The organism is Nocardia sp. NPDC057663, assembly GCF_042799895.1.
Classification (GTDB): Bacteria; Actinomycetota; Actinomycetes; order Mycobacteriales; family Mycobacteriaceae; genus Nocardia.
The window spans coordinates 40,680-62,462 of the sequence record NZ_JBHVHX010000007.1 but is presented as its reverse complement, the minus strand read 5'-3'; the positions used below and the strand labels follow the sequence as shown (position 1 = coordinate 62,462).

Annotated in this window: 18 protein-coding genes and 1 pseudogene; 12 read left to right on the top strand and 7 right to left on the bottom strand. The window is 66.7% G+C overall.

Annotation, left to right across the window (positions count from 1 at the left end; genetic code table 11):
- Positions 1-91: 91 nt before the first annotated feature.
- Together ACFVAV_RS17810 and ACFVAV_RS17805 are read right to left on the bottom strand one after the other, a co-directional pair.
- Positions 92-1,177 carry a hypothetical protein gene (locus ACFVAV_RS17810; protein ID WP_379036015.1) on the bottom strand — a complete coding sequence of 362 codons (1,086 nt, stop codon included), beginning with the start codon at positions 1,175-1,177 and terminating at the stop codon, positions 92-94.
- 335 nt (positions 1,178-1,512) lie between these two features.
- Positions 1,513-2,163: a TetR/AcrR family transcriptional regulator gene (locus ACFVAV_RS17805; protein WP_379036014.1), complete on the bottom strand. Its 651-nt coding sequence runs from the start codon at positions 2,161-2,163 to the stop codon at positions 1,513-1,515.
- A 109-nt stretch (positions 2,164-2,272) separates the two neighbouring features.
- On the opposite strand from ACFVAV_RS17805, the gene ACFVAV_RS17800 reads away from it, so the two are divergent.
- Together ACFVAV_RS17800 and ACFVAV_RS17795 are read left to right on the top strand one after the other, a co-directional pair.
- Positions 2,273-3,700: a cytochrome P450 gene (locus ACFVAV_RS17800; protein ID WP_379036013.1), complete on the top strand. Its 1,428-nt coding sequence runs from the start codon at positions 2,273-2,275 to the stop codon at positions 3,698-3,700.
- Entirely contained in the window at positions 3,697-3,888 is a 192-nt protein-coding gene (locus ACFVAV_RS17795) for a ferredoxin (RefSeq protein WP_379036012.1), read from the top strand. Before ACFVAV_RS17800 ends, ACFVAV_RS17795 begins: the two co-directional genes overlap by 4 nt.
- Positions 3,889-5,028: 1,140 nt before the next feature.
- Here the strand turns inward: ACFVAV_RS17795 and ACFVAV_RS17790 are convergent.
- A pseudogene (locus tag ACFVAV_RS17790) lies at positions 5,029-5,420 on the bottom strand (aldehyde dehydrogenase family protein); the annotation flags it as partial.
- Positions 5,421-5,917: 497 nt separating this feature from the next.
- Between ACFVAV_RS17790 and ACFVAV_RS17785 the strand changes: the two are divergent.
- Positions 5,918-6,925, top strand: a complete 1,008-nt coding sequence (locus ACFVAV_RS17785) for a hypothetical protein (protein ID WP_379036010.1) — start codon at positions 5,918-5,920, stop codon at positions 6,923-6,925.
- Positions 6,926-7,113: 188 nt separating this feature from the next.
- On the opposite strand, the gene ACFVAV_RS17780 is transcribed toward ACFVAV_RS17785, so the two are convergent.
- From ACFVAV_RS17780 to ACFVAV_RS17765, 4 genes are all read right to left on the bottom strand, one after another.
- On the bottom strand, positions 7,114-7,377 hold the full coding sequence (locus ACFVAV_RS17780) for a hypothetical protein (protein ID WP_379036009.1): 264 nt from the start codon (positions 7,375-7,377) through the stop codon (positions 7,114-7,116).
- Between the two features lie 262 nt (positions 7,378-7,639).
- The gene (locus ACFVAV_RS17775) at positions 7,640-8,011 is read right to left on the bottom strand and encodes a hypothetical protein (RefSeq protein WP_379036008.1); all 372 of its coding nucleotides are present in this window, start codon (positions 8,009-8,011) and stop codon (positions 7,640-7,642) included.
- 11 nt (positions 8,012-8,022) lie between these two features.
- On the bottom strand, positions 8,023-10,893 hold the full coding sequence (locus ACFVAV_RS17770; RefSeq protein WP_379036007.1) for a DUF4157 domain-containing protein: 2,871 nt from the start codon (positions 10,891-10,893) through the stop codon (positions 8,023-8,025).
- Positions 10,890-12,875 carry an ATP-binding protein gene (locus ACFVAV_RS17765; protein ID WP_379036005.1) on the bottom strand — a complete coding sequence of 662 codons (1,986 nt, stop codon included), beginning with the start codon at positions 12,873-12,875 and terminating at the stop codon, positions 10,890-10,892. The genes ACFVAV_RS17770 and ACFVAV_RS17765 overlap by 4 nt, the downstream gene beginning before the upstream one ends.
- Before the next feature lie 252 nt (positions 12,876-13,127).
- Between ACFVAV_RS17765 and ACFVAV_RS17760 the strand changes: the two genes are divergently transcribed.
- The 9 genes from ACFVAV_RS17760 to ACFVAV_RS17720 all read left to right on the top strand — a co-directional run bounded on the left by ACFVAV_RS17760 (position 13,128) and on the right by ACFVAV_RS17720 (position 21,782).
- On the top strand, positions 13,128-13,952 hold the full coding sequence (locus ACFVAV_RS17760) for a Pvc16 family protein (protein WP_379036004.1): 825 nt from the start codon (positions 13,128-13,130) through the stop codon (positions 13,950-13,952).
- 24 nt (positions 13,953-13,976) lie between these two features.
- A complete protein-coding gene (locus ACFVAV_RS17755) occupies positions 13,977-15,116 on the top strand; it encodes a phage tail sheath C-terminal domain-containing protein (protein WP_379036003.1) in 1,140 nt (379 codons plus the stop codon).
- Between the two features lie 9 nt (positions 15,117-15,125).
- Entirely contained in the window at positions 15,126-15,596 is a 471-nt protein-coding gene (locus ACFVAV_RS17750; RefSeq protein WP_379036002.1) for a phage tail protein, read from the top strand.
- Positions 15,593-15,964: a hypothetical protein gene (locus ACFVAV_RS17745; protein ID WP_379036001.1), complete on the top strand. Its 372-nt coding sequence runs from the start codon at positions 15,593-15,595 to the stop codon at positions 15,962-15,964. The genes ACFVAV_RS17750 and ACFVAV_RS17745 overlap by 4 nt, the downstream gene beginning before the upstream one ends.
- Before the next feature lie 154 nt (positions 15,965-16,118).
- Positions 16,119-16,958 carry a DUF4157 domain-containing protein gene (locus ACFVAV_RS17740; RefSeq protein ID WP_379036000.1) on the top strand — a complete coding sequence of 280 codons (840 nt, stop codon included), beginning with the start codon at positions 16,119-16,121 and terminating at the stop codon, positions 16,956-16,958.
- A gap of 2 nt (positions 16,959-16,960) precedes the next feature.
- Entirely contained in the window at positions 16,961-17,644 is a 684-nt protein-coding gene (locus ACFVAV_RS17735; protein ID WP_379035999.1) for a hypothetical protein, read from the top strand.
- A 9-nt stretch (positions 17,645-17,653) separates the two neighbouring features.
- Positions 17,654-19,288 (top strand): phage baseplate assembly protein V, encoded by a 1,635-nt coding sequence (locus ACFVAV_RS17730; RefSeq protein WP_379035997.1) that lies wholly within the window; start codon positions 17,654-17,656, stop codon positions 19,286-19,288.
- The gene (locus tag ACFVAV_RS17725) at positions 19,285-19,677 is read left to right on the top strand and encodes a GPW/gp25 family protein (protein WP_379035995.1); all 393 of its coding nucleotides are present in this window, start codon (positions 19,285-19,287) and stop codon (positions 19,675-19,677) included. The genes ACFVAV_RS17730 and ACFVAV_RS17725 overlap by 4 nt, the downstream gene beginning before the upstream one ends.
- On the top strand, positions 19,674-21,782 hold the full coding sequence (locus tag ACFVAV_RS17720) for a putative baseplate assembly protein (RefSeq protein WP_379035994.1): 2,109 nt from the start codon (positions 19,674-19,676) through the stop codon (positions 21,780-21,782). Before ACFVAV_RS17725 ends, ACFVAV_RS17720 begins: the two co-directional genes overlap by 4 nt.
- The last annotated feature ends 1 nt before the right edge of the window (position 21,783 follow it).

Genomic DNA, 21,783 nt, shown 5'->3' with positions numbered 1-21,783 from the left:
TCGGATCGGCGCGACCGCCCGGGCCGCCGGATACTCGACACCGCCAATCCTGCGACCACATCAGAGCCACAACACGGCCCGGCAAGGCCCGTCACGTTCGTTCCGAGCCACTCCGTTGCCCGTCGATGCGCCGACGCTGGCGGGCCCCGTACGCCGCCTCCCTGACCGCAGTGTCGTCCTCGAGACCGGACCCGAGCGCTCCGCCGATGGTCGCGATAGACGCCAGCAGCCAAGCAAGAGTGAGGTAGTCGGAGAAGTTCACCCCGTGCCTCAGAACGGAGGACAGTAGTTCTGGTGAAAGAGTCAGGCCCGCGGTGAACAGCAGCAGGCACAACAGTGCCACATGCAGGACGCCGACGCCGACGACCAGAGTGATCACGGTCGCCAGGTTGTACAACACTGATCGCTCGCGTTCAGCTGCCGACCGCGGGCGCTCCCACAGTTCGTGGTCGAGGATCAGCCACAGAACCATCGCCACGACCGATAGGACCGTCGCCGCGCTCATCCGCCATGGGCCCATCGTGTCGGCGAACATCCAGATCGTATCGGTGGCCAGTGCGATCGCTCCGGTGGCGAACGCACCGACGAGTACCTTCGAGAGTCCAGTGACCAGTCGCCACGGCCGGTTGGCCCGCACCATCCCCGACAGCAGGCGCAATCGCCGTAGTCCCCGGGGTGTGAAGTACCGGATGCCACTCGCGATCGGCGCCGACGGAAACCGTCGCGCCGCCCCGGGCGGCGCGAGTTCCGGGTCACCGAGCATGTGCGAGATCACGAGTTCGCTGGCAGTGCGAACGCGTCGCTCGATCCCGAAGCCGCCCACCCCAGGCACGGAGATGAGCGCGAATCGGTGGTCGGCACTGACATCGGCCACTATCGGAAGCGTGTCCTCACGGCGCGGCAGATCGGTGAGGTACACGACGAGGTCCTCGGATTCCGCAGACGGATCGACCGCGTCGATCACCTCGGCGAAATCCGCTCCCTCGGCAAGAAGGTAGGGCTCGAGGCGCACACACGTCGACCACTGGCGCCCGAACCTGTCACGGCCGTGCAGACGGCCCGGCAGGCACTCCGCGAGGCGTTGCGCGACGTCGGCCGGCTTGCCCGGATCCGCGATCAACAACACCGAGACCCGCTCACCAGCCGAACCGGCTCTCGATAGCTCGTTCGCGTCCACCGCCCTCGCGTACCCGCACGAGCTGGTCACAAACTCCAGGCAGCAAGCGCGAACGACGTAAGCAACTGCTTCGCGTGACGCTGCCTTGGTCATGCTGCCACCCACAGAAAGGCGACGTCCCACTCCAACGGACCTTGTCCGGACCGCCGTCCATCCGCGCGAGATCACAGCCACCCAGCACTACGGCTGACCAAATTTCCGCGTGTCTTCGATCACCGACAGTCGTCGCCACGGCGAACATGACGCCCGACCCGACGGCCTATCGGAGGAGAACCGGAAACTCGGTTGGGAGACATGACCTAGCAGCCGAAGGTTCCACCGTCCGGTGCGCGCGTTCAATGCGCCAATCGGGCGGCCATCGTGGTCAGGTTGTCGGCAAAGGTCAGCACGAATTCGACGCACAGGTTGATCAGTTCGTCGCGGCTGATTTCCATACCGCCGTCGAGCCAGGCCAGGACCAATTCGGCGGCGCCGCCGGTGATCATCAGAGAGACCGCACGGACCAGGGTTTCACTGCCGGCCGGCGGGTCGAGCAGTGCGCGTTCCTGTTCGGCGACGACGTCGGCGATAGTGCGCATGGCGGCGGCGCGGCGGCGCATCAGGATTTCGCTGCCGTGCGCCTCGGCGAAAGCGATGCGGGCGCGGCGGGGGTCGTCGACGACGGAATTGAGGATCGCGGTGACGGCTGCCCGCGTTTTGGCTGCGATGTCATCTGGCGCGGCGGCGAGTGCGTCCAGTGAGCTGCGGATCGCGGTTTCGATGATCTCGTCGTGTACGGCGACGGCGAGTGCGTCGAGGTCGTCGAAGCTCTCGTAGAAGAACCGCGGACCGACCTTGGCCTGTTCGCAGACTCCGCGCACGGTGGTCGCAGCCCAGCCTTGGGTGCCGATGATGTCGAGGGCAGCGTCCATCAGCCGCTGGCGGCGTTCGTCGCGTCGTTGTTCGGCCGAGGTGCCGCGATAGATGCCGGTCGCTGCCCGTGTCACAAGCCTCAGTATGCCGGATCGGAAACAGGAATCAATCGTTTACGGAAACGACTGATTCCTGTATGTTCCAAGTCACACCACATCGCAACGGTGCGAGAGGACAACGAACATGATGTCGACCCTGGGCCGACGGGCAAAATCCGCCGTATCCGCTATCGCCGAGCGATATCCTTCGCAGACCCGCGCGCTGGCAGACCCGCTGCCCGGCAGCGGATTACGTCCGATCATGGGCGATTACGGTGTCCCGCTCATCGGGCACGCAATACCCGCGATGAGCGACAGTCTCGATTTCGCCCGCCGCCGTTTCGACAAGTATGGGCCGGTGCACTGGGCCGGACTTGTCGGGCGACGCGTTGTCATGGTCGCCGGACCGGAGGCCGCCGAAGAGGTACTCGCCGACCGCGACAAGGTGTATTCCGCGCAGCGCGGCTACACCTTCTTCATCGGCCCGTTCTTCCACGGCGGCATCCTGCTGCGCGACTTCGAGGAACACCGCTACCACCGTCGGATTTTGCAGCAGGCCTTCACCCGGCCGCGGTTGGTCGGCTATCTCGATATCACCAGCCCGGCCATCGAGCGCGGTATGCGCGACTGGACACCGAATCGCGATTTCCAGCTCTATCCGGCGGCCAAACGCCTGCTACTCGGCTTGTCCTCGGAAGTGTTCATGGGGGCGAATCTCGGGTCGGAAGCCGCCGGGCTGGAGCGGGCGTTCATCGATGCGGTGCGTGGCGGCCAGGCGCTGGTGCGCACGAATCTGCCCGGCGGTCTGTGGGCACGCGGACTGCGCGGGCGCGCAGTACTGGAAGATCACTGTCGTCGCGAGCTGCCTGCCAAACGCGCGGGAAATGGCGAGGATCTGTTCAGCGTGTTGTGCCGCACCGCATCCGAGGAGGGCCATACATTCACCGACCAGGATATCGTCGACCATCTGATCTTCGTCCTGCTCGGCGCGCACGACACCAGCACGATCGCGGTGTCGATGATGGGGTATCAGCTCGGGTTGCATCCCGAATGGCAGGACCGGCTGCGCGCCGAATCGCAGGCGTTGGGCAAGGAGTCACTCGACTATGCCGATCTGGACCGGCTGCCGACCCTGGATCTGGTCTTCAAAGAGATTCTGCGGATGTACTCCCCTGTCGGGCAGCAGATCCGCGAAACCGTGCGGGATACCGCGATTCAGGGTCAGTTCGTCCCCGCTGACACCTTGGTGATGATCGGCTCGTACTCGGCCATGCGTCAGGCACGCTGGTGGAACGACCCCGACGTGTTCGATCCCGAACGGTTCACGGCCGAACGGCACGAGGACAAGGCTCACCGCTATACCTGGGCCCCTTTCGGTGGTGGCGCACACAAATGCATCGGACTCTATTTCGGCGGTATGACAGTCAAGGCGATCATGCACCGCATGCTGTTGCACTACCGCTGGACCGTGCCCGCCGACTACACGCCGCCGATGGGCTGGGCGACCGGCCCAGTCCCCCTCGATGGCCTACCCATCCGACTCGAACACCTCGGCGCCTCGGTGTCCACATGAAGATCGCCGCCGACCGCACCCGTTGCGAGGGCCACGGCATGTGCGAAGCATTGCTGCCCGACATATTTCGGGTCGACGACGAAGGCAACGTGACGGTGCTGACGAACCAGGTAGCCGAAGCCGAACTCTACGACGTGCGGCTGGCGGTCGACAGCTGCCCGGTGGAGGCTCTGCGCCTGTTCGACTGAAGCACACTCGCGCCGGGGTTCGATGATGCCGCCGGAGACATCCTGGTTGCGTTCAGGTCTCGCACTCCCCTGCCGCTTCCCCCGCCCCTCAACCACCCAAACCGTCACCACGACAATATAATCGGAGGTGTCGACACCCGATTCCAGGACGGCCGGGTGGGCGACTCGGGGTCAGAGGACGCATTCGAGGGCGGGGTCAACGCTTGTCAACAGGACCCCTCAGATCACCGTTACAGCGAGCATCATCAGACATTGCCGACCGCACAAGCCAACGCATGGCAGTGGCGCTCAGAGAATCGGTGAACGAGCGGACCCGAGCGCATTCGAACGTTCGATCTCGAGGGTGGTACGGGTAGGAGCGCGGCGCTCTGGGGAGAACGAGGCGAGTTGGGCGATGGCCGAACCTACACACCGGCTCAGGCCTGCAATCACCTTGGATCACCCCGACCGAGCCGGCATCTTCCGAGGAGATCTGGCCCTGTTGGCGTTCGCCCACGCCCGCCCTCATCGCCACCGAGTTGGGTGCAATAGACATGAATCCATCGGATACCGGCTCTATTCGGACGCGAAACGGTTCGGTCCGAGCGTCTAGTTGGGGTGTACCCCACTCTCATAGGACGCCTCGGAATGCCCGAGGTCGGGCGAGCAACGCGCTGCGGCTGGGGAACGCTTTGGTAAGTACAAGGAGCCGCCACATAGTGACTACTAGAGCCCGAGTCGTAGCTGCAGCCGCATTGATCGGACTGATTTCGGTGGCCGGTGTCGGGTGTAGCAACACGACCACGCCACCGGACCTACTGACGCGCGTTCCAGTTGTCCAGATCCTACCCAGAAGTACCCAATATTGCTCAGGTCCAGGGGTTTTCGCGCAATGACTCTTCTCAACGATTCGCATGAATTCGCATAGATTTCGGTCAAAAGTGTGGGGTTTCCGTGGGGCGCTTCCGAGCTCGTTCCCTGTCACAGCCGCACGCAACTCCCCAGCAGACACTGACCGCGGAGACCCGCCCTCCGACGACACCCATGGCAACCTGAGGAGCCGTCGAGATGACAGGAGAAGCCCCACGGGCGATCACGGACATCCCCGTGGGGCGCGGGCCGTGTGATCCAGACGGCCAAGTCACCACACAGGCAAGGATGGTCGGTGAACTTCGCGACGAATTCCTCGTAGAGGTCGTCGACAATGACAAGTCGTTGGCGGCGTTGCAGGCCTGGCCGTTGTTGGCAGCCAGCCTCCCGGCCGCAGCTGCTTCGACGGTTGCGTCGAGGTCGGAGGTGCTCAAGACGATGAAGGGATCTGATCCGCCCAGCTCCAGGACCACCTTCTTCAGGTGCCGTCCGGCAGTCTCGGCGATGGCGGCGCCGGCGGCTTCGGACCCGGTCAACGACACGCCCTGAACTCGGCGGTCAGCGGTGAGGGTTTGCAGCTGCTCGCGAGTGGCGTAGAGGTTGATGTAAGCGCCGGGCGGGAATCCCGTGTCGAGGAAGATCTGTTCGAGTGCGGCGGCTGAGGCTGGGCATTGTTGGGCGTGCGCCCAGGGACGCGCACCTCGAGCGGCAGTTCTGCACTCGCCCGCAACCCTTGAACGCGTAAACGGCTCAGATACACGCGTCGCTCCACTGGCTATTTGCCGGACGCACGCCGATCGTACTCATCCACCCTCACCTCGGTGCAATCGATGAAGCCAGACACGCGGACTGACCCAACCTGCGCTGAGCCGCTGCCTCCGATTCTCCCCGGGATCGGGGAGAGCTCAGCCGCGCAGGAACTCTGCCGCTTCGGACAGGGCGGCGCCCGCCTCGGCGGCACGGATGTGCCCGCACTGGAAACGACGATCTCCTCGGTGCTAGGCATCCACCTGAGTTCAGGGGTCAGCGGCGGCGCCTCGCGAGCCGAGGAGGCTGCGGCGCAGCACGTTTCCCGCGAGGGGCGGGTCACGCTGCCACCCGATCGTGCAGCAGTCCCCACGCCAAACGCAGCCTGTTCGACCTTTGTGCGCCCGGGCGTGATTGGAGGCATCATGGTTCGGTGCCCGACTATGACATCGATCGGCTCGGCGACCGCGCGTTCGAGCAGTTAGTCGTCAGTTTAGCTGCCCACGTCCTCGGACCCGGCGTCCAGGCGTTCGGTGACGGCGCCGATGGCGGCCGGGAGGCAACGTTTGACGGCCCGATCAATTGGTCCTCTACCACCTTCGAGCCGTCGGGTCAGTGGAGCGGGTACACGGTTCTACAAGCCAAGTTTCATCGCCACCAGCGCAGCCCTAAGGACAACGCCACCTGGCTAAGGAAGCAGATCGACACCGAACTCGACCGTTGGGTCGCGGCGATGGGTAAACAAACACGTACTCGCGCACCGCAATACCTGGTCATCGCCTCAAATGTTCGACTGTCGCCCGTCGGGGTGACCGGTGGCATAGACACACCCACCGCGCATATCAACGCACGCCTGACCGATCCCGGAGATGCCGTCTCTGAGTTGCGCATACGAGACTTTCGAATCTGGCATGCCGACCAGATCTGCACCTACCTCGACAGCAATGACGCAGTGCGCCACGCCTTTCCGGCACTACTCACCGTCGGTGACGTATTGGCACGCGTCGCCGACCACGCCCCCGGTCCCGCACTGCCCGACCTCGCCACGAAGATGCGACTCCACGCCGGGCAATGCTTGCGCAACGAGCACTGGATACGGTTCAGCGAGTCGGGAGCAGCAGGTCAGCGGGCGAAACTGGAAGAAGTCGGGATCGACCTCCCCGGATCCCTCACCGACACTGGTGATGTCGGGAACTACGTCACTGTTCGTTCGACACCTGTCCAGACGGTGGCGCACATCATCGGACACGGCGACGCCGTGCTCCGCCGGGACCTGCCCGATCGGATCCAGCAACCACATTGGGTGATCATCGGCGGCCCAGGGCAGGGCAAATCGACGCTGAGCTCCCTGATCGCTCAGATCTATCGCGCTGCGCTGCTGGGTCGCGGTCCTATGACGCCAGATGTCTCCGCCATGTCGAGGCAACCCGAAAAGCACTGACACGCAACGACATACCCGAACCGCGCAACCTGCGCTGGCCGATGCGCGTGGACTTGTCCAACTACGCGGAAGTTCTTGCTTCACAGCCGGATACGAGTCTGTTGGCGTTCCTGTCGAACGTTATTGGGCTGCGCGCGGACGCGCTCATCTCAGCTACCGCCGGTTCCGTTGCTCGCGCGGACAGGCCATCACGGCACAGCATGCGTTGTGCCGCTTGCTGCCACCGCTGCCGGTGGAATGATCAGGGGGATACCGGGCTCCGGCAGACCCGGGACCGGAAGCAACAGCGTGCAGGTCAGCAGGGCGCTGCCGGTCGCGGCGCTGCCGACCGCCACACTGCCCGCACCGGCCGAGCCCGAGCCGACACTGCCGCTGGAACCGAGGCCGATCAGGCTCGAGCCCATGCCGCTACCGGTGACGATGCCAGACCCCAGCGCGGCGCTGCCGATCACAGGGTATTCGCGGTGGCCGCGCGGATGGATTGCAATCCGATTCCCTTCCACCCCAACGATTTACAACCGACCGGTCGCTTTCGGACGCTGCCGCCGTGCCAACTCCGTGCCCGCTCGACGTTCACCCCCACCTCGAGCGCGGGCCGGGTGAATCGCCGCCGGCCCCGCGCGGGAGCGTCGCATCGAACCGGTGCGTTCGAGAGGTCGGATTCTCGTGACTGTCCCGACACCGCGACATTCGCTGTGCTACAGGGGCGCTCGGTCATATCCAGTCGGCGACGGTCTGACCGGGATCGGTAACCTTCCAGGTGCCCGGGCCGGTCGCGCTCGCGGTGACACCGGTACTGGTCGCCAAGAGCACCGGCAGGGCGCCGACCTTGGCTTTCACCGACACTCCTGTGGTCGGGGCGGCGATCGTGCACGGGACGAACACACCGCCACTCTGCGCGCTGCATGGTATTTCGAGGCCGTCGCCGGGGGGATCGTTGGGCGATGTGAACTTCACGCCGATCTCGCTGCCCGCAGTCATGATCGCCTTGCCCGCGATGGTGTGGGTGGTATCGCTGCGCGTGAGGAACTTGGTTCCGAGATGGGAGCAGGTGATCGTCGCGCCGGCGACAACGACCAGAGGCATCGGGACTCCTGTCAGTCGAGCACGATCCAGATGTGCTGGCGGGCGATGGTGCCGTGGGAGTTGGCGACGATGCCGTCGATGAGTTCGTTGAGCATCGTGTCGGAGAGTTTCTGGCCGCGGCCGTCGATCACCACCGCTTGGGAATAGCCCTTGGGCAGGTTGCGGGAGGCGGCGCGTTCGGTGGCCTGGTCGACGATGTTGTCGATGAGGCGGGTACGGTTGCCCCGCAGGTGCAGGTTGCCGTACTTCTTGGCGTCGATGGACAGTTTCAGCGGGTCGACGACGGTGTCGAGGCGGGACGCGCCCGGTGTGCCGTAGGTGTATTCGGCCTCGTTGAAGATGGTGACCTGGGAGCGGGTGCCCGTCGGGTATTCCTTGGCGAACGCGTCGTTGAGCCATTGTTCGAACTCGGCGGACTGCTTCTGGATGTTGACGCGGTCGTTGCCGCTGACCCCGGGGTCGATCTTCTGGTAGCGGGTCGACTGGTCGATGACCGGGGGTGGTGACGGCTTCCGAGGATGGATCGTCGGGTTGCTCGGGGTGATCTGGCGTTGGGCCGGGGTGAGGGGGCGCGGGGGTTCGATCGTGGGGCGCGGGGCTGCGGCCATCGGGGTGTCCGGCGCGGGTGGGCGCGCGATGTGGAGGTCGGGGGGAGGTGTGGGCAGGTCGGGTTCGGGTGGGATGTAGCCGTCGGCGGACTTGGCGTAGCGACTGGCGACATCGTTGGCGGGTGGGGCGTCGAGCTCGATGTAGGGGTTGTCGCGGACGTCGGGAAGTTTGGTGCGGCGGCGCGAGGCGAGGTCTATCGGTGGCTCGAGATCCGGTTCGGGGGTGGCCGATTCCGTCGGAGGCGGCTTCTTGCGGAAGCGCGGGTCGACTTCGAACGGGTCCTTCTTCGGGGGCGCCGGGTCGGGATCCTTGAACGGGGACGGGTCGCGGCGGGTCGGTTGGCGCGGTGGGGCGGGGGTCTTCTCCGGGGGTGCAGGTGGATAGGCGGGTCGCTGTTCCGGGGTTCGGAATGGTTGCGGCTCAGCGTGTTTCACCGGATTCGGCGGTGCGGGAAAGCTGGGTTCGGGCGATTCCGGCCGGGGACCCACCGGTGCGGATTCCGGTTTCGGGACCGGAACGGGTTCGGGGGTGGGCGACGGCGCGGGTTCGGGCTTCGCCACGACCGGCTCCGGCTCGGGTTTCGGTGCGGCAGGCGTCTTTTCGGCCTTGGGAACCACCTGCTCCGGCTTGGCGGGACCGGTCGCCTTCGGCGCGGGTTTGGGTGCGGGCTTCGGGGTGGGCGCACCGGGCGCGTGCGCCAGGGCTTCGGCAGCGCCTTCGGCCAATACCACCGCGTCCTTCTCCGCCACACCGAGCATCTTGCGCAGGAACTTCTGCAGCTGCTGCATGGCCTTGCCCAACGGCGCGAGGATCGGTCCGAACACCGACTCCAGCGGCTTGACCGCTTTCGCCAGCAGCTTCCCGATCAACGCCTCCCCCGCGCCGACCGCTTTGCCGATCTCGGCGACGAATTCGGCAACACGGGCAGCCGCCGTGCCGATCGGCTTGCTCAGCTTCGACAGTGTCCCGGCGACGCTGCCGAGTTTCGCCGCGACCTGTTCGATCAGGTTACCGAGCCCTTCGGTGAACGCCAACAGCGCAACCTGAACGCCCACGAATCCGACCACATAGCCGACCTTTCCACCGACCTGAGACCACGGCGTATTGCGGATACGCTGCATGATCGCCCCGCCTGTCGCGACGGCAGCTGTCGCCGGTTGGGCCAGGCTGGTGACACCCGGAAAGTCCTGTTTGGCCTCGGGGTTCGTGAACGGCGCGTTGAACGACGCGACAAGGGATTTCGCGCCCGACTTGCCGATCTTGTGGGCCATCTCGAGAGCGTTGTCGTGCAGTTTCTCCCGTACTGTCAGCACCGCCATCACGGTGGCTTTGGGGTGGGCCTTCGCGTCCGACCACGCCTTGCGCCAGTCGGGCAGCATGCCTTTGACCAGGGTGAGTAGTTCGTCGGCGTCGGCCAGCAGGTCGCCCTTGCCGCGGAAGATGCTGGCTATCAGTTTGTTTCGCATGTCGGAGACGTGTTCGCCGAACGCGGCCAACCCGATCAGGTCGGTGACGGGACTGGCCACGCCCTCGATCAGCCCGGTCAGGTAGCCTTTGACGAACTGCCCCGCGTCGTCGCGGTTCATGGTCGCCACACGGGCGAGAAACGCCGCCGCCTCGCTCTTCTCGTCCTTGAACTGGTCGACGAGCTCGCCGACGAATCCCGCGACGGCTTGTTGGGCGATGCCGTTGCCACCGGGCAGGCCGAGTTCGGTGAGTATCTTGTCGACCACGCGCGCCTTGCCCTTGCCGATGATGCCCGCCATCAGTCCCCCACCCTCGCCTTCGGCGCTGCGAGCCAGTCCGGGACGGCTGCCCACCCCGGCGTCCACAGACTTCTCGCCGGTGAGGACCGCGGTCGCCGCGGAATCGGCGGCCTGCTCGTGGGCGGGACCGGAGGCTCGGTCGGAACCGCGGTCCTGTTGGACGACATGGGCGAGTTCATGGGCGAGCAGGGCACGGCTCGTGCCGGAGTCGTCGAAACAGTCGCGGCCGAAGACGACGTGCCGGCCGAGGGTGTAGGCGCGGGCGCCGACGGCGGCGGCGGAGTCGGCGGCGAGGGAGTCGGCGTGCAGGCGGACGTGGCCGAGGTCGCGGCCGAAGCCCTGTTCCATGGTGGTGCGCAGGTCGGTGGGCAGCGGGTGGCCCGGGTTGATCAGGGGTTGCAGCGCGCGCTGCAGGGCGTTGTTGCCGAGGCCGGCGTGGGTCGGGGCGGCGGAGGTCGGGACCGCCGGGCGGGCGAGTTCGATGTGGGCGCGGGCCGCCTTGCTCATGCTGAGCCGGAATCATGCTGCGCGGGAACGACTTTGCCCATCTTGCGGTACTCGGCGCGGACGGCGGTGAGCAGGTGGCCCATCCCCACGGATGTGTTGTCGGCGGCGGCCAGGAACGCGGCGGCCAGGACGATATTGCTGATGTTTCCGCCGGGCAGCGGGAAGTCGCGGGCCAGCAGGTCGAGATCGATGTCCGGGTCTCGTGGGGCAGAGACGGGTAGGCGGCGTTCCCAGATGCGGCAACGGTCCTCCTCGGTGGGCAGCCCGAACTCGACCACGAAGTGCAGGCGCCGCACGAATGCCTCGTCGAGGTGGGCGCGCAGGTTGGTGGTGAGGATCGAGAGGCCGTCGTGGTGTTCCATGCGTTGCAGCAGGTAGGAGATCTCCAGGTTGGCGTATCGGTCGTGGGCGTCGCGGACGGCGGACCGTTTGCCGAACAGGGCGTCGGCTTCGTCGAAGAGCAGGCAGGCGTTGGCCTCGCGGGCGGTGGTGAAGACGCGTTCGAGGTTCTTCTCGGTTTCGCCGATGTATTTGCTGACCACGGTGGACAGGTTGATCTTGTAGAGGGCGATGCCCAGTTCGCGGGCGATCACCTCGGCCGCCATGGTCTTGCCGGTGCCGGACGGGCCCGCGAACAAGGCGGTGACGCCGCGGGCGGGGGTGGTGAATCCCCAGTCGCCGAGTACACGGTCACGGTGGGTGACACGCAGGCACAGGGCGTGCAGGTCGTCGCGGGCGGCGGCGGGGAGCACGAGATCGTCCCAGCCGCAGCGGGGGTCGATGCGGTGAGCGAGGGCGGTGAGGTCGCCGCCACTGTGGGCCCGGGCGGCAGCGAACAGGTCTGCGCGCGTGGGGTTCTCGCATTGGGCACGGGCGGTGGCGGCAGCGGACCGGATGCGGGCGGTGGTGAGGCGGAAGAGGCCGGCGAGGGCGTCCAGTGCGGCGGGGTCGGCGCCGGGAACCGCGCAGTCCCAGGCTTCTCGGCGGGCATGGTAGTCCGGTGTATCGAATGGGACGATGTGCACGTCGGGCGGTGCGCCGGGTGTCGGCGGCCAGGTTCGGGTTCCGGTGAGGACGGTGAGTTGTGTTGTGCCGCGTAGCTGTTCGGTGAGGGCGGCCGCCACCGTGGGTTCGGCGTCGAGGTCGACCAGCAGGACCGCCGCGTGCAGTTGCTGTTCGCGCAGCACGGTAGGCACCAGGTCGACCGATGCGTAGGCGGGCCGGAACTCCAACAGGGGTCGGTCCAGATAGGCGGCCAGTGCCGCGGCGGCGGCGCGGCGACCCGTCTCCGGTGGCCCGTGGAAGTAGAGGACTCCGCTGCCGTGCTGCGCCAGTTCGTCCGGCACGGGGACCGGTTCGGGGCGGGTGAGTGACGCGCACACGGTGAGCCGGCGGTCCAATCCGCCTTGGCCCAGCAGCATGTCGGTGATCTGCTGGTCCAGGCGCACACCGTGGGCGAGCAGGTTCGGCGAGTGCTGGTCGGGCACGAGTTCGATCACCCGGCACCGCACCAGCGAGGCGCCGGGTGCGAAACAAGCTCGGCGGGACACTCTTTCGTCGCGGTCCGCGCTGAGCAGGCGCAGCAGCAGGTCGACGGTGGGCCAGGGGCGTCCGAGATCGTCGTTGAGGTAGCCGAGGACCCGCCCGTAGCGGAGGTCGAGTTCGGGCGCCAACGCCACGAGCACGACATCGAGTTCGAACTCGGTGAGCCGATAGGTGGCGCGTAGCCAGTCCCACGGCTGTTCGGCGGCGCGGATGTGGTCCCAACTCGGATCACGCTGCAGCGCACCGGGATTGGCGCCGGCCGCCGACAAGGCCCGATCGGCCTGCACGGGAGTGAGGTACAGCCCCGTGAACGGGTCGCCCGGTTCCAGCGCGGCGAGAGCGTGCGTGAGCAGCCCGTCCAACCGCGCGAACGACGGACGCGGATCGGCCGTGGACGGCACCGCACCCGTGTGGAAGGCGGCCAGGTGCTGGGACATGACATCTCCGCCCGGTCGTTCGGATTGGTCGCGCGCCCATTCATTCTAGATCCGGGGGCGCCGACAAGTCGATACCTGAACCCTGGTCGAAACAGCCTGGTGGGGTGTAGAATTCACCTCGCCTCTTGGATCGCGATGAAATCCGAATCACCGCCGATTCGGACGACTCGGCGATCGGTTTTCCGAGTTCTCGTATTTCGGCAGCACCCGTGGAAGGACCGTTTCGGATGGCCGCTGCGATGAGTCATCACGATGTTCCAAGATCTTGACGCGTCACTGTCCGCACTGATCACCGAGGCGGGTGCTCCCCCCGAACTCCGCGCGGCCGAGGTGAGTTTTCGGACGCCCGACAAGGATTTCCATCCCACTCCGGCCACGATGAATTTCTTCCTGCACGGCGTGCAGGAGAATCGCACACTGCATTCGAGTGTTCCGCTGGTGGATCGGGTGGGCGAGAATTTCGTCACGGCTCCCGCGCCGATCCGCGTCGACTGCACCTATCTGGTGACGGCATGGTCCGGTCAGAACGGGGATCTGCGGGTGGCCGAGGAACACAAACTGCTCGGCGCCGCGCTGGGTTGGCTCGCCCGCTTCCCGGTGTTGAACGACGAACGCCTCGTGGGTTCGTTGCGCACTCCCCCGCAGATCTATCCGGTGACCACGCAGGTCGCGACGCTGCGCACCGACGAGAGTTTCGCCCATTTCTGGAGCGCGCTCGGGGTGCCGCCGCGTCCGGGGTTCTCCGTCACGGTGACGCTCACCCCGCCCCCGGTGCCCGATCCCGAACCCCTCTCGCCGGTGCGGCACGTGTCGGTGGAGGCGGCCTCGCGCGAATTCCCGGCGTTCGTGGGGCGCGTGCTCGATGCCGCGCTGACCGCCGTACCCGGCGCCACGGTGAGCGTGCTGGAGAAAAACATAGCGACCGTGTCGGATCAACGCGGACGTTTCAGATTCACCGCGCTGGACTTCGGTGACTACACGGTGAAGGTGCAGGCGCCGGCGCACTCCGATTTCCAGCAACCGGTGCGATATCGCGCGACCGGACAGATTCATCACATGGTGCTGCCCGCCCCGTGACGCCCCGCAGGGAATGGAGAGAACATGGCCGACCTCACGCTCAGAGCACCCGGCGTCTACATCGAGGAGATCGTCGCCACCGGGCCCATTGCCGCGGCGGGGACGAGCACGGCGGCGCTGATCGGCACCGTGGTCAAGAATCCGGTCGACGCCGATATCGGCAAACCCGTGCCGATCACCAACTGGACCGCCTATGTGGAAAGGTTCGGTGGATTCGACAAGACAAAATCGTTGCCCTTCGCGGTGCGCGGATTCTTCGAGAACGGCGGATCACTGGTCTATGTCGTGCCGATCAAGGACAACGCGGGCGTCGACGCGGCACTCGCGAATCTGCGGGCGCTGCAGGACGTGAGCCTGGTGGCGTTGCCCGGGGTGATCGACGCGACGACGCAGATGAAGGTGGTCGGCCACTGCACCGAACTCACCGACCGGGTCGCCATCCTCGACGGCGCACCCGACAACGATCCGTTGAAACCCGATGGGCCCCTGCGCAAACAACGCAGTGAACTCAGTTCCAAGAGCGGGTTCGGCGCCCTGTATTGGCCGTGGATCACCGTACCGGACCCACAGGACTCGACGAAGTTGTTCGCGGTGCCGCCGTCGGGTCACGTCGCTGGACTGATCGCGCGCACCGACGGGCAGCGCGGCGTGCACAAGGCGCCCGCCAACGAGCCGGTGGTCGGGGCGGTGGGGTTGGGGTTCGTACTCGACAGCACCCAACACGGCGTGCTCAACAACCTCAACATCAACGCGTTGCGGGTGTTCCCGGGACGGACGCGGCCGCTGGTGTGGGGTGCGCGCACTATCACCGACGAGACGCCGTGGCGGCATCTGAACGTGCGCCGGTTGATGTCGTTCATCGAGGATTCGATTGTCGCCGGGACGAATTGGGCGGTGTTCGAGCCCAACGACAAGGCACTGTGGAAACGCCTCGAGCTGTCGATCTCGGAGTTCCTGACCCGGGTGTGGCAGTCGGGGGCGCTGTTCGGCGCGACCGCCGACGAGGCGTTCTACGTGAAGATCGACGACGAACTCAATCCGCCCGCCAGCCGGGCGCTGGGTCAGGTGTTCGGCGAGATCGGGGTGGCGCCGGTGCATCCGGCCGAATACGTGATGTTCCGAGTGGGCATGTGGGACGGCGGCGCTCAGGTCGCCGAGAGCTAGGAGACGACCATGGCTGCGACCGGACAGCGCGTCGACCCGTTTCGCGCGTTCAATTTCATCGTCACCATCGTGGGGCTGCGGGAGCCGGTGAGTTTCACCGAATGCAGCGGCCTCGGCTCCACCACCGAGGTGCTCGACGGCCCACGCCCGCTCGGCGGCGTGGGCGGCGGTACCGGCGGGCATACGAGGTTGCCCGGCAAGACCACCTTCACCGACATCACCCTGAAATGGGGTGTCACCGATTCGACCGAACTGTGGCAGTGGCGCCAGGACATCGTCAACGGAAACGTGGTGCGCCGCAATGGTTCCATCGTGGTGTTCGACCTCGACAACCACACCGAACGGGCCCGCTGGAACTTCGTCAACGCGTGGCCGTCGAAATGGGAGGGCCCGGCGTTGAGCCAGAAGGGCGACATCGCGATCGCGACGCTCGTGCTGGCCCACGAGGGTCTGACGAGCTTCACCACGACGAAGGCGTGAGCGTGCTGGTCACCGAGTTCGACTTCGAACTGCCCAAGGGGTATGTCGATCCCGACGGCAGTGTGCACCGGCGTGGGGTGATGCGGTTGGCGACCGCGGCCGACGAGATCTATCCGCTCAAGGATCCGCGGGTACAGAACTGGCCCGCCTATCTGATCGTGATCCTGTTGGCACGGGTGGTGACGAAACTCGAGGGCATGTCGGAGGTGAACGCCGGCGTGATCGAGGGCCTGTTCTCCGAGGACCTGGCGTATCTGCAGGACCTCTACAACCGGGTGAACGGATTGAGCAGGCAGGTGCTGACGGTGCGCTGCCCCAGTTGCGCGCACGATCACGAGGTGGAGGTGCCGCCGTTGGGGGGATCGTAGGCTACCCCCTGGCCGGGGTCTACCAGGAGGTAGCCATCTTGGGTAACTGGTCGCACTGGACCCTCACCGAGACGGTGTCGCTCGATCACGCCGAGCGGCGACGCTGGGTCGACGAATTCGCGGCCCTGACACGCGATTCCGGGCGGTCGCCGTGGTGAGCGACGAGTTCGACACGTGGGGTCTGCGGCTGGACCGGTTGGCCCGGCGGATACTCGCCGCGCACGGTCGGGAACCGTCGTGGGCGCCTGCCCTGCGGACCCTGCTCGAACACGTCGACCAGCTGTCCGTCTCGGCCGACGGGCGTTTCGAGAGGGTCGAATCCGACACGGGCACCGTCGATTTCACCGCAGCGGCCCGACCACGGCCGGAGACCGACGACGAACCCCCACCGGGTCGCGCCATCCCCGACGACGTGCGCGCCCGCTATGAGCGGGTCACCGGACTCGATGCCCCTCCCGTGCGCGTCCACGACGGCCCGCACGCCGACACGGTGGCCCGCAACCATCACGCCGACGCGGTGACCGTCGGCCAGGACGTGTACTTCCGAAAAGACCGTTACGTCCCACAGACTTCCGACGGGTTCGGCCTGCTCGCCCACGAACTCACCCACGCCGCGGCAGCCGCCCGGCCGATGCCCCCGGCCCATCGCGACGGCGAATCGAGCCGCACCGTGGAGGAGTTCATCGCCGACGAGGTCGAGCGGATCGCTGTTCGCGACAGTGCGCCCGCTCCCGCCGCGCCTGCTCACCGCCTACCGGCCATGCCGGTCCGAACGGTTCCGGGAACAGCGCGGGCGGTGCCGCTGCCGACCGAACCCGCGCCTACCCCTGCGCCCTCGGCGGCCGTGCCGTCACCGGCTCCGGCGATGGCCGCCTCGGTCGAGCGCGACACCACCGCAGCGCCGGCGAATCCCCCGGATCTGGATTCGTTGCGGCGCAGCCTGTTCCACGAATTGAAACGCCAGCTGCGCAGTGATTTCGAACGGGGGGCCTGAGGATGAGTAACCAGCTGGCGCGCGCCGGTATCCTCGACACCTCCACCGGCGAATCGGTGTCGGTGATGTACAACCCGGAGGAGATGAAGCTCGACCAGGGCAACACCTTCGCCGAGGTCGGTATCCCCGGACTCGACGCCTCCCCGCTGCAGTACGTGCGGGGCAAGACCCGCACGCTGTCGATGGAACTCTTCTTCGACACCTACGAGACCGGACAGGATGTGCGCGCCCACACCGCGCGGATCGTCCGGTTGCTCGACAAACGGCCCGATACCCATGCCCCGCCGGTGCTGGTGTTCGTGCTGGGGTCCTTCGCGTTTCGCTGTGTGCTGGTCGACGCCGGACAGCGGTTCACCCATTTCCGGCCCGACGGTCGACCGGTGCGCTCGTACCTGTCGGTCCGATTGCAGGAGTATGTCGAGGTGTCTGTACAGGTCGAACGCGGCCTGTTCCTCGGATCGCCGACGGTCGCCGGAGCGACCCGGCAGGCCGTCGATCTCGCCCGCGACGTGGCCGCTGGGAACGCGCGAGTGCACGTGGTCGGTGTCGGGGAGACGTTGCAGGGCGTGTCGGCGGTGCTGCTGGGTGACCCGAAGCGGTGGCGGGAGCTGGCCGAACTCAACGATGTCGACGACCCGTTCGATCTCGCGCCGGGCACCCGCCTGGTCGTGCCCGGACGCGGGTGAGGAGCCGACATGACCATCTTCTACGCCCCCCGCTACGACATCCGCGTCTCGGGGCTCACCGTCGCCGCCGACATCGGCGAACAGGTTCTCGATCTCACCGTCGAAACCGATCTCGACCTGGCCGGCACCTTCGCCCTCACCCTGCGGAACCCCGACAATGCCCTCCTCGACTCCGCGCTGTTCGATCTGGGCAAGACCGTCGAGATCCACATCGGCTACGGCGACGAACTGGTCCCCGCCTTCCTCGGCGAGATCTGTGCCCTGGAACCGTCGTTCCCGTCCGACGGACCGCCGGTGGTGCGGATCAGCGGTTACGACAAGTCCTACAAGATGCGCCGCAACCAGCCCGAACCCACCGAATACGCCTTCGTCAACGACTCCGTGGTGGCCGCGCGGATCGCGGTGGAGAACGGTCTGGTCCCGCTGATCGACCCCACACCCGGCCTGCACCGCAAACTGATCCAGGCCGAGAGCGACATGGCATTCCTGAAATCGCGGGCCGAACGCTATTTCATGGACGTGTACGTGCAGTGGGATCGGCTGCACTTCCAGTACCCGCGCCCCCGCACCGCCGCCCACGTCCTGGAGTGGGGTCGCAACCTCACCAGCTTCTCCCCCAAGATCTCCAGCGCCGGACTTGCGGGCATCCAGGTGATCCGCGGCTACAACCAGGAACTCGCGCAGACCATCGTCGGCATGGCCGTGGCGTTCGACTTCGACTTGACGAATATCGAGGAACGCCTGGGTACTTCGGCCATGGATCTGCTTACTTCTCTGGTGCGCAAAGGAATTCGCACGAACAAGGTCGAGAACCCCCTCGACGCCATGGTGCTGGCCAAGTCGATGCTGGCCACGCTGCTGGAAGGGCTCTACGAGGGCAGCGGATCCTGCATCGGGGTGCCCACGCTCACCGCCGGCGACTATATCGCGATCCGCGGCGTCGGCAAGCGGTTCTCCGGCACCTACCGGGCCCGCAAGGTGACACATCGGTTGGGCGAGAACGGATTCCACACCGAGTTCGAGATCACCCAGCGCAGCCATTCCAGCATCATGAGTCTGCTGCGCAAGCAGATCGTGGAGGAGCCGTCGCCGAACAAGGCGGAACGGTTCTTCGGGGTGTGGGTGGCGACCGTGGTCGACAACAAGGAACTCATGGACGTTCCGCCGCAGATTCCCACCGGCCGGGTGAAATTGGCCTACCCGGGTCTGTCGGCGACGATCACCAGCGGTTGGGCGCCGTGCGCGCGGCCGATGGGTGGCAAGAACATGGGTTTCTACGCGCTGCCCGAGATCGGCGAGCAGGTGCTGATCGGGTTCGAGAACGGGGAACTCGCCCACCCCTACGTGTTGGGCAGTCTGGCGAGCGCGCTCGCCCTGCCGCCGGGCGGCAATGCCGACGGGATGAACAGCAAACGCATTATCAGATCCCGTGCCGGACACACGATCACCTTCGACGACACCCTCGACGTCGGGAAGCTGAGGATCGAGGACAAACTCGGCAGCTCGATCACCCTCGACGCCACCGACGGCTCCATCACCATCGACGCGCGCACCACGCTGAATCTCTCCGCCACCGCCGCGATCAGCCTCGAGGTCGGCGCGACCAGCATCAAGCTGCTACCAGGGCAGGTGATCATCACATGAGCGACGCCGACGTGTACGGCCGGGGCGTGAGCTGGCCCTTTCGATTGGGACTTTCGGGGGTGGCGGAATCGTCGGGCATCGAACGGGTCGAGGAGTCGATCCGCATCCTGCTCGGCACCCGCCGCGGCGAGCGCGCCATGCGCCCCGACTTCGGGTGCGACCTGGGCACGCTGGTGTTCGCACCGAACAACACCGCCACCGCGAATCTGGCCCGCTTCCACGTCGAGGACTGCCTGCGCAGGTGGGAACCGCGGATCGATCTGGTCGAGGTGCGGGTCGACAACGACAACCACAACGGCCTGCTGCTGGTCACCGTGATCTATCGCCTGCGCGCCTCTGCCGAAGTGCGCAACCTGGTGTATCCGTTCTCCCTGGAGCGTGTGCGATGAACCTTCCCAGCGAACGCGGCCGCATCCAGGCGCCCAACCTGGACGACCGCACCTGGCAGGACCTCGTCGACGAGGTCCGCACCCTGCTCCCCCGCTACGCACCCCAGTGGACCGACCACAACCCGGCCGACCCGGCGATCACCGTCATCGAGATGTTCGCCATGCTGGTCGAGGGGATGCTGTATCGGCTCAACCGGGTACCCGACAAGCACTACCTGGCGTTCCTGAATCTACTCGGTATCACCCGGAATCCGCCGACTCCTGCGCTCACCTATCTGCGGTTCGAGGCCGTCGGGGCGCCCACTGTCGTCGCCGCGGGTGCGCAGGCGCAGAGCGCACCGTCGGAGACCGCGCCTCCGGTGGTGTTCGAAACCGACACCGATCTCACGGTGCTGCCGGTGAACCTGCAGCACGCCGTCCTGTTGGGGCCCTACACCAACGCGCCCACGACCTATCGCGATGTCACCGATCTGGTCGTCGGCCCGCCCACCGGCGCGGTCACCGTGACCCTCGCCGCGGGCGCGACGATGCAGCTGTGTCTGGGCTTCGACGTCGGGACCGGCGAGGAGATCGCGCTGGAACTGCAACCGAACCCGGTGCCCGCCACCGCGACCCTGTCGACCGTGTTCTCCGCCGGCGCCCTCGCACCGCAGGCGTGGACACCGGTGACCGGAGCGATCGATGGCACCGAGAACCTGCGCCACGACGGCAGTGTGCGCGTGCGGGTGCCCGCGACCTGGCAACCGCAGCGACCCAGCGCGGACGGGCCCGCCAACCCGGGCTGGCCGGGCATCACGACTTCCGGTGCGCCGCTGACCGATCCGCTGCGCTGGCTCGGCCTGCGCATCGCGAACACGGGGGCGGCGCCGGTGACGGTCGGGCTCGATCGCGTGCTGTTCAACGCGACCGCGGCCCGCAACGCGCTCACCGTCCGCGCACCGGAACTGTTGGGCAGCAGCGACGGACAACCGTTCCAGCGGTTCCCCCTCGCGCAACGACCGGTCTATGCCGACGCGAGCGGACCGATGATCGCCGTGGAGGTCGGCACGGGGGTGCCGCCGGTGTGGCAGGAATGGGCGCGGGTCGACGACCTGCCCGCGGGCCAGGTGCAGGCGTATCAGGTCGACGTGGTCACCGGTGAGGTGCGGTTCGGCAACTTCGACGCCCGCACCGGCGACGGGCATGGGGCCATCCCGCCCGAAGGTACCCAGATACGGGCCCGCACCTACCGCTATGTGGCCGGTGGCGCGTCGGGCAATGTGGCGCCGGGACGGATCGCCGTCATGGGAACCACGATGGCGGGCGGGCAGATTCCGGGCATCGCAACGGTCACCAACCCGGGTCCCGGTTTCGACGGCTCCGACGAGGAACCCGTCGCCGACACCCTGCGGCGAGCCCCCGAAGTGCTGAAGACTCGCGATCGCGCCGTCACCGCCGAGGACTACGAGAATCTCGCCCGGCAAGCCACCACCGACGTGGTGTCCGCCCGGGCCCTCGCGCCCCTCGACGGCGCCGCAAAAGCGTTCGCCGGCATCAGCCGAGCACCGGGCACGGTGTGTGTCGTGGTGGTCACCGATCAGAGCGCGCCCCGACCGCAACCCAGCCCGAACGTGCTGGCCGAGGTCCGGGCCTACCTCGATCGTCGCCGCGACCTCACCGCCGCGCTCACGGTCGTGGGGCCGCGCTATCTGCCAGTGAAAGTCGCTGTGACACTGAATGTCTGGCAGCACGCACTCAACGCGGGCGCCGACGAGGCAACCCTCCAGACCGACACCGTGTCACGCATCGACGCGTACCTGCATCCCACCCGGGGCGGGCCCGATGGGCGCGGCTGGGAATGCGGGCAGCCGGTGTTCGCCTCGGATCTGTTCCGCGCCATCATGCCGCCGGAGAACCTCGCCTACATCGGCGCCCTGCAACTGCAGGCCGACATTCCCGACTACCATTTTCCGCCGTTGAATCCCGTCGGGACCATAGCCAATTGGAACCCAACGGCCGAACGGCCGTTCCCGCTGTCCCCGCTGGGCGCTTCGGTGCGCGTCGCCGACTACGAACTCGTCTGCGCCGCGACGAACCACGCCGTCACCATCGCCCGGGTCGTGTAGC

What these genes read in the sequence shown, in the direction of transcription:
- ACFVAV_RS17755 (WP_379036003.1), top strand. Translation starts at nt 13,977, where the DNA reads ATGGCCGACCTCACGCTCAGAGCACCCGGCGTCTACATCGAGGAGATC.
- ACFVAV_RS17770 (WP_379036007.1), bottom strand. Translation starts at nt 10,893, where the DNA reads ATGAGCAAGGCGGCCCGCGCCCACATCGAACTCGCCCGCCCGGCGGTC.
- ACFVAV_RS17720 (WP_379035994.1), top strand. Translation starts at nt 19,674, where the DNA reads ATGAACCTTCCCAGCGAACGCGGCCGCATCCAGGCGCCCAACCTGGAC.
- ACFVAV_RS17750 (WP_379036002.1), top strand. Translation starts at nt 15,126, where the DNA reads ATGGCTGCGACCGGACAGCGCGTCGACCCGTTTCGCGCGTTCAATTTC.
- ACFVAV_RS17795 (WP_379036012.1), top strand. Translation starts at nt 3,697, where the DNA reads ATGAAGATCGCCGCCGACCGCACCCGTTGCGAGGGCCACGGCATGTGC.
- ACFVAV_RS17730 (WP_379035997.1), top strand. Translation starts at nt 17,654, where the DNA reads ATGACCATCTTCTACGCCCCCCGCTACGACATCCGCGTCTCGGGGCTC.
- ACFVAV_RS17735 (WP_379035999.1), top strand. Translation starts at nt 16,961, where the DNA reads ATGAGTAACCAGCTGGCGCGCGCCGGTATCCTCGACACCTCCACCGGC.
- ACFVAV_RS17760 (WP_379036004.1), top strand. Translation starts at nt 13,128, where the DNA reads ATGTTCCAAGATCTTGACGCGTCACTGTCCGCACTGATCACCGAGGCG.
- ACFVAV_RS17775 (WP_379036008.1), bottom strand. Translation starts at nt 8,011, where the DNA reads ATGCCTCTGGTCGTTGTCGCCGGCGCGACGATCACCTGCTCCCATCTC.
- ACFVAV_RS17725 (WP_379035995.1), top strand. Translation starts at nt 19,285, where the DNA reads ATGAGCGACGCCGACGTGTACGGCCGGGGCGTGAGCTGGCCCTTTCGA.
- ACFVAV_RS17800 (WP_379036013.1), top strand. Translation starts at nt 2,273, where the DNA reads ATGATGTCGACCCTGGGCCGACGGGCAAAATCCGCCGTATCCGCTATC.
- ACFVAV_RS17765 (WP_379036005.1), bottom strand. Translation starts at nt 12,875, where the DNA reads ATGTCCCAGCACCTGGCCGCCTTCCACACGGGTGCGGTGCCGTCCACG.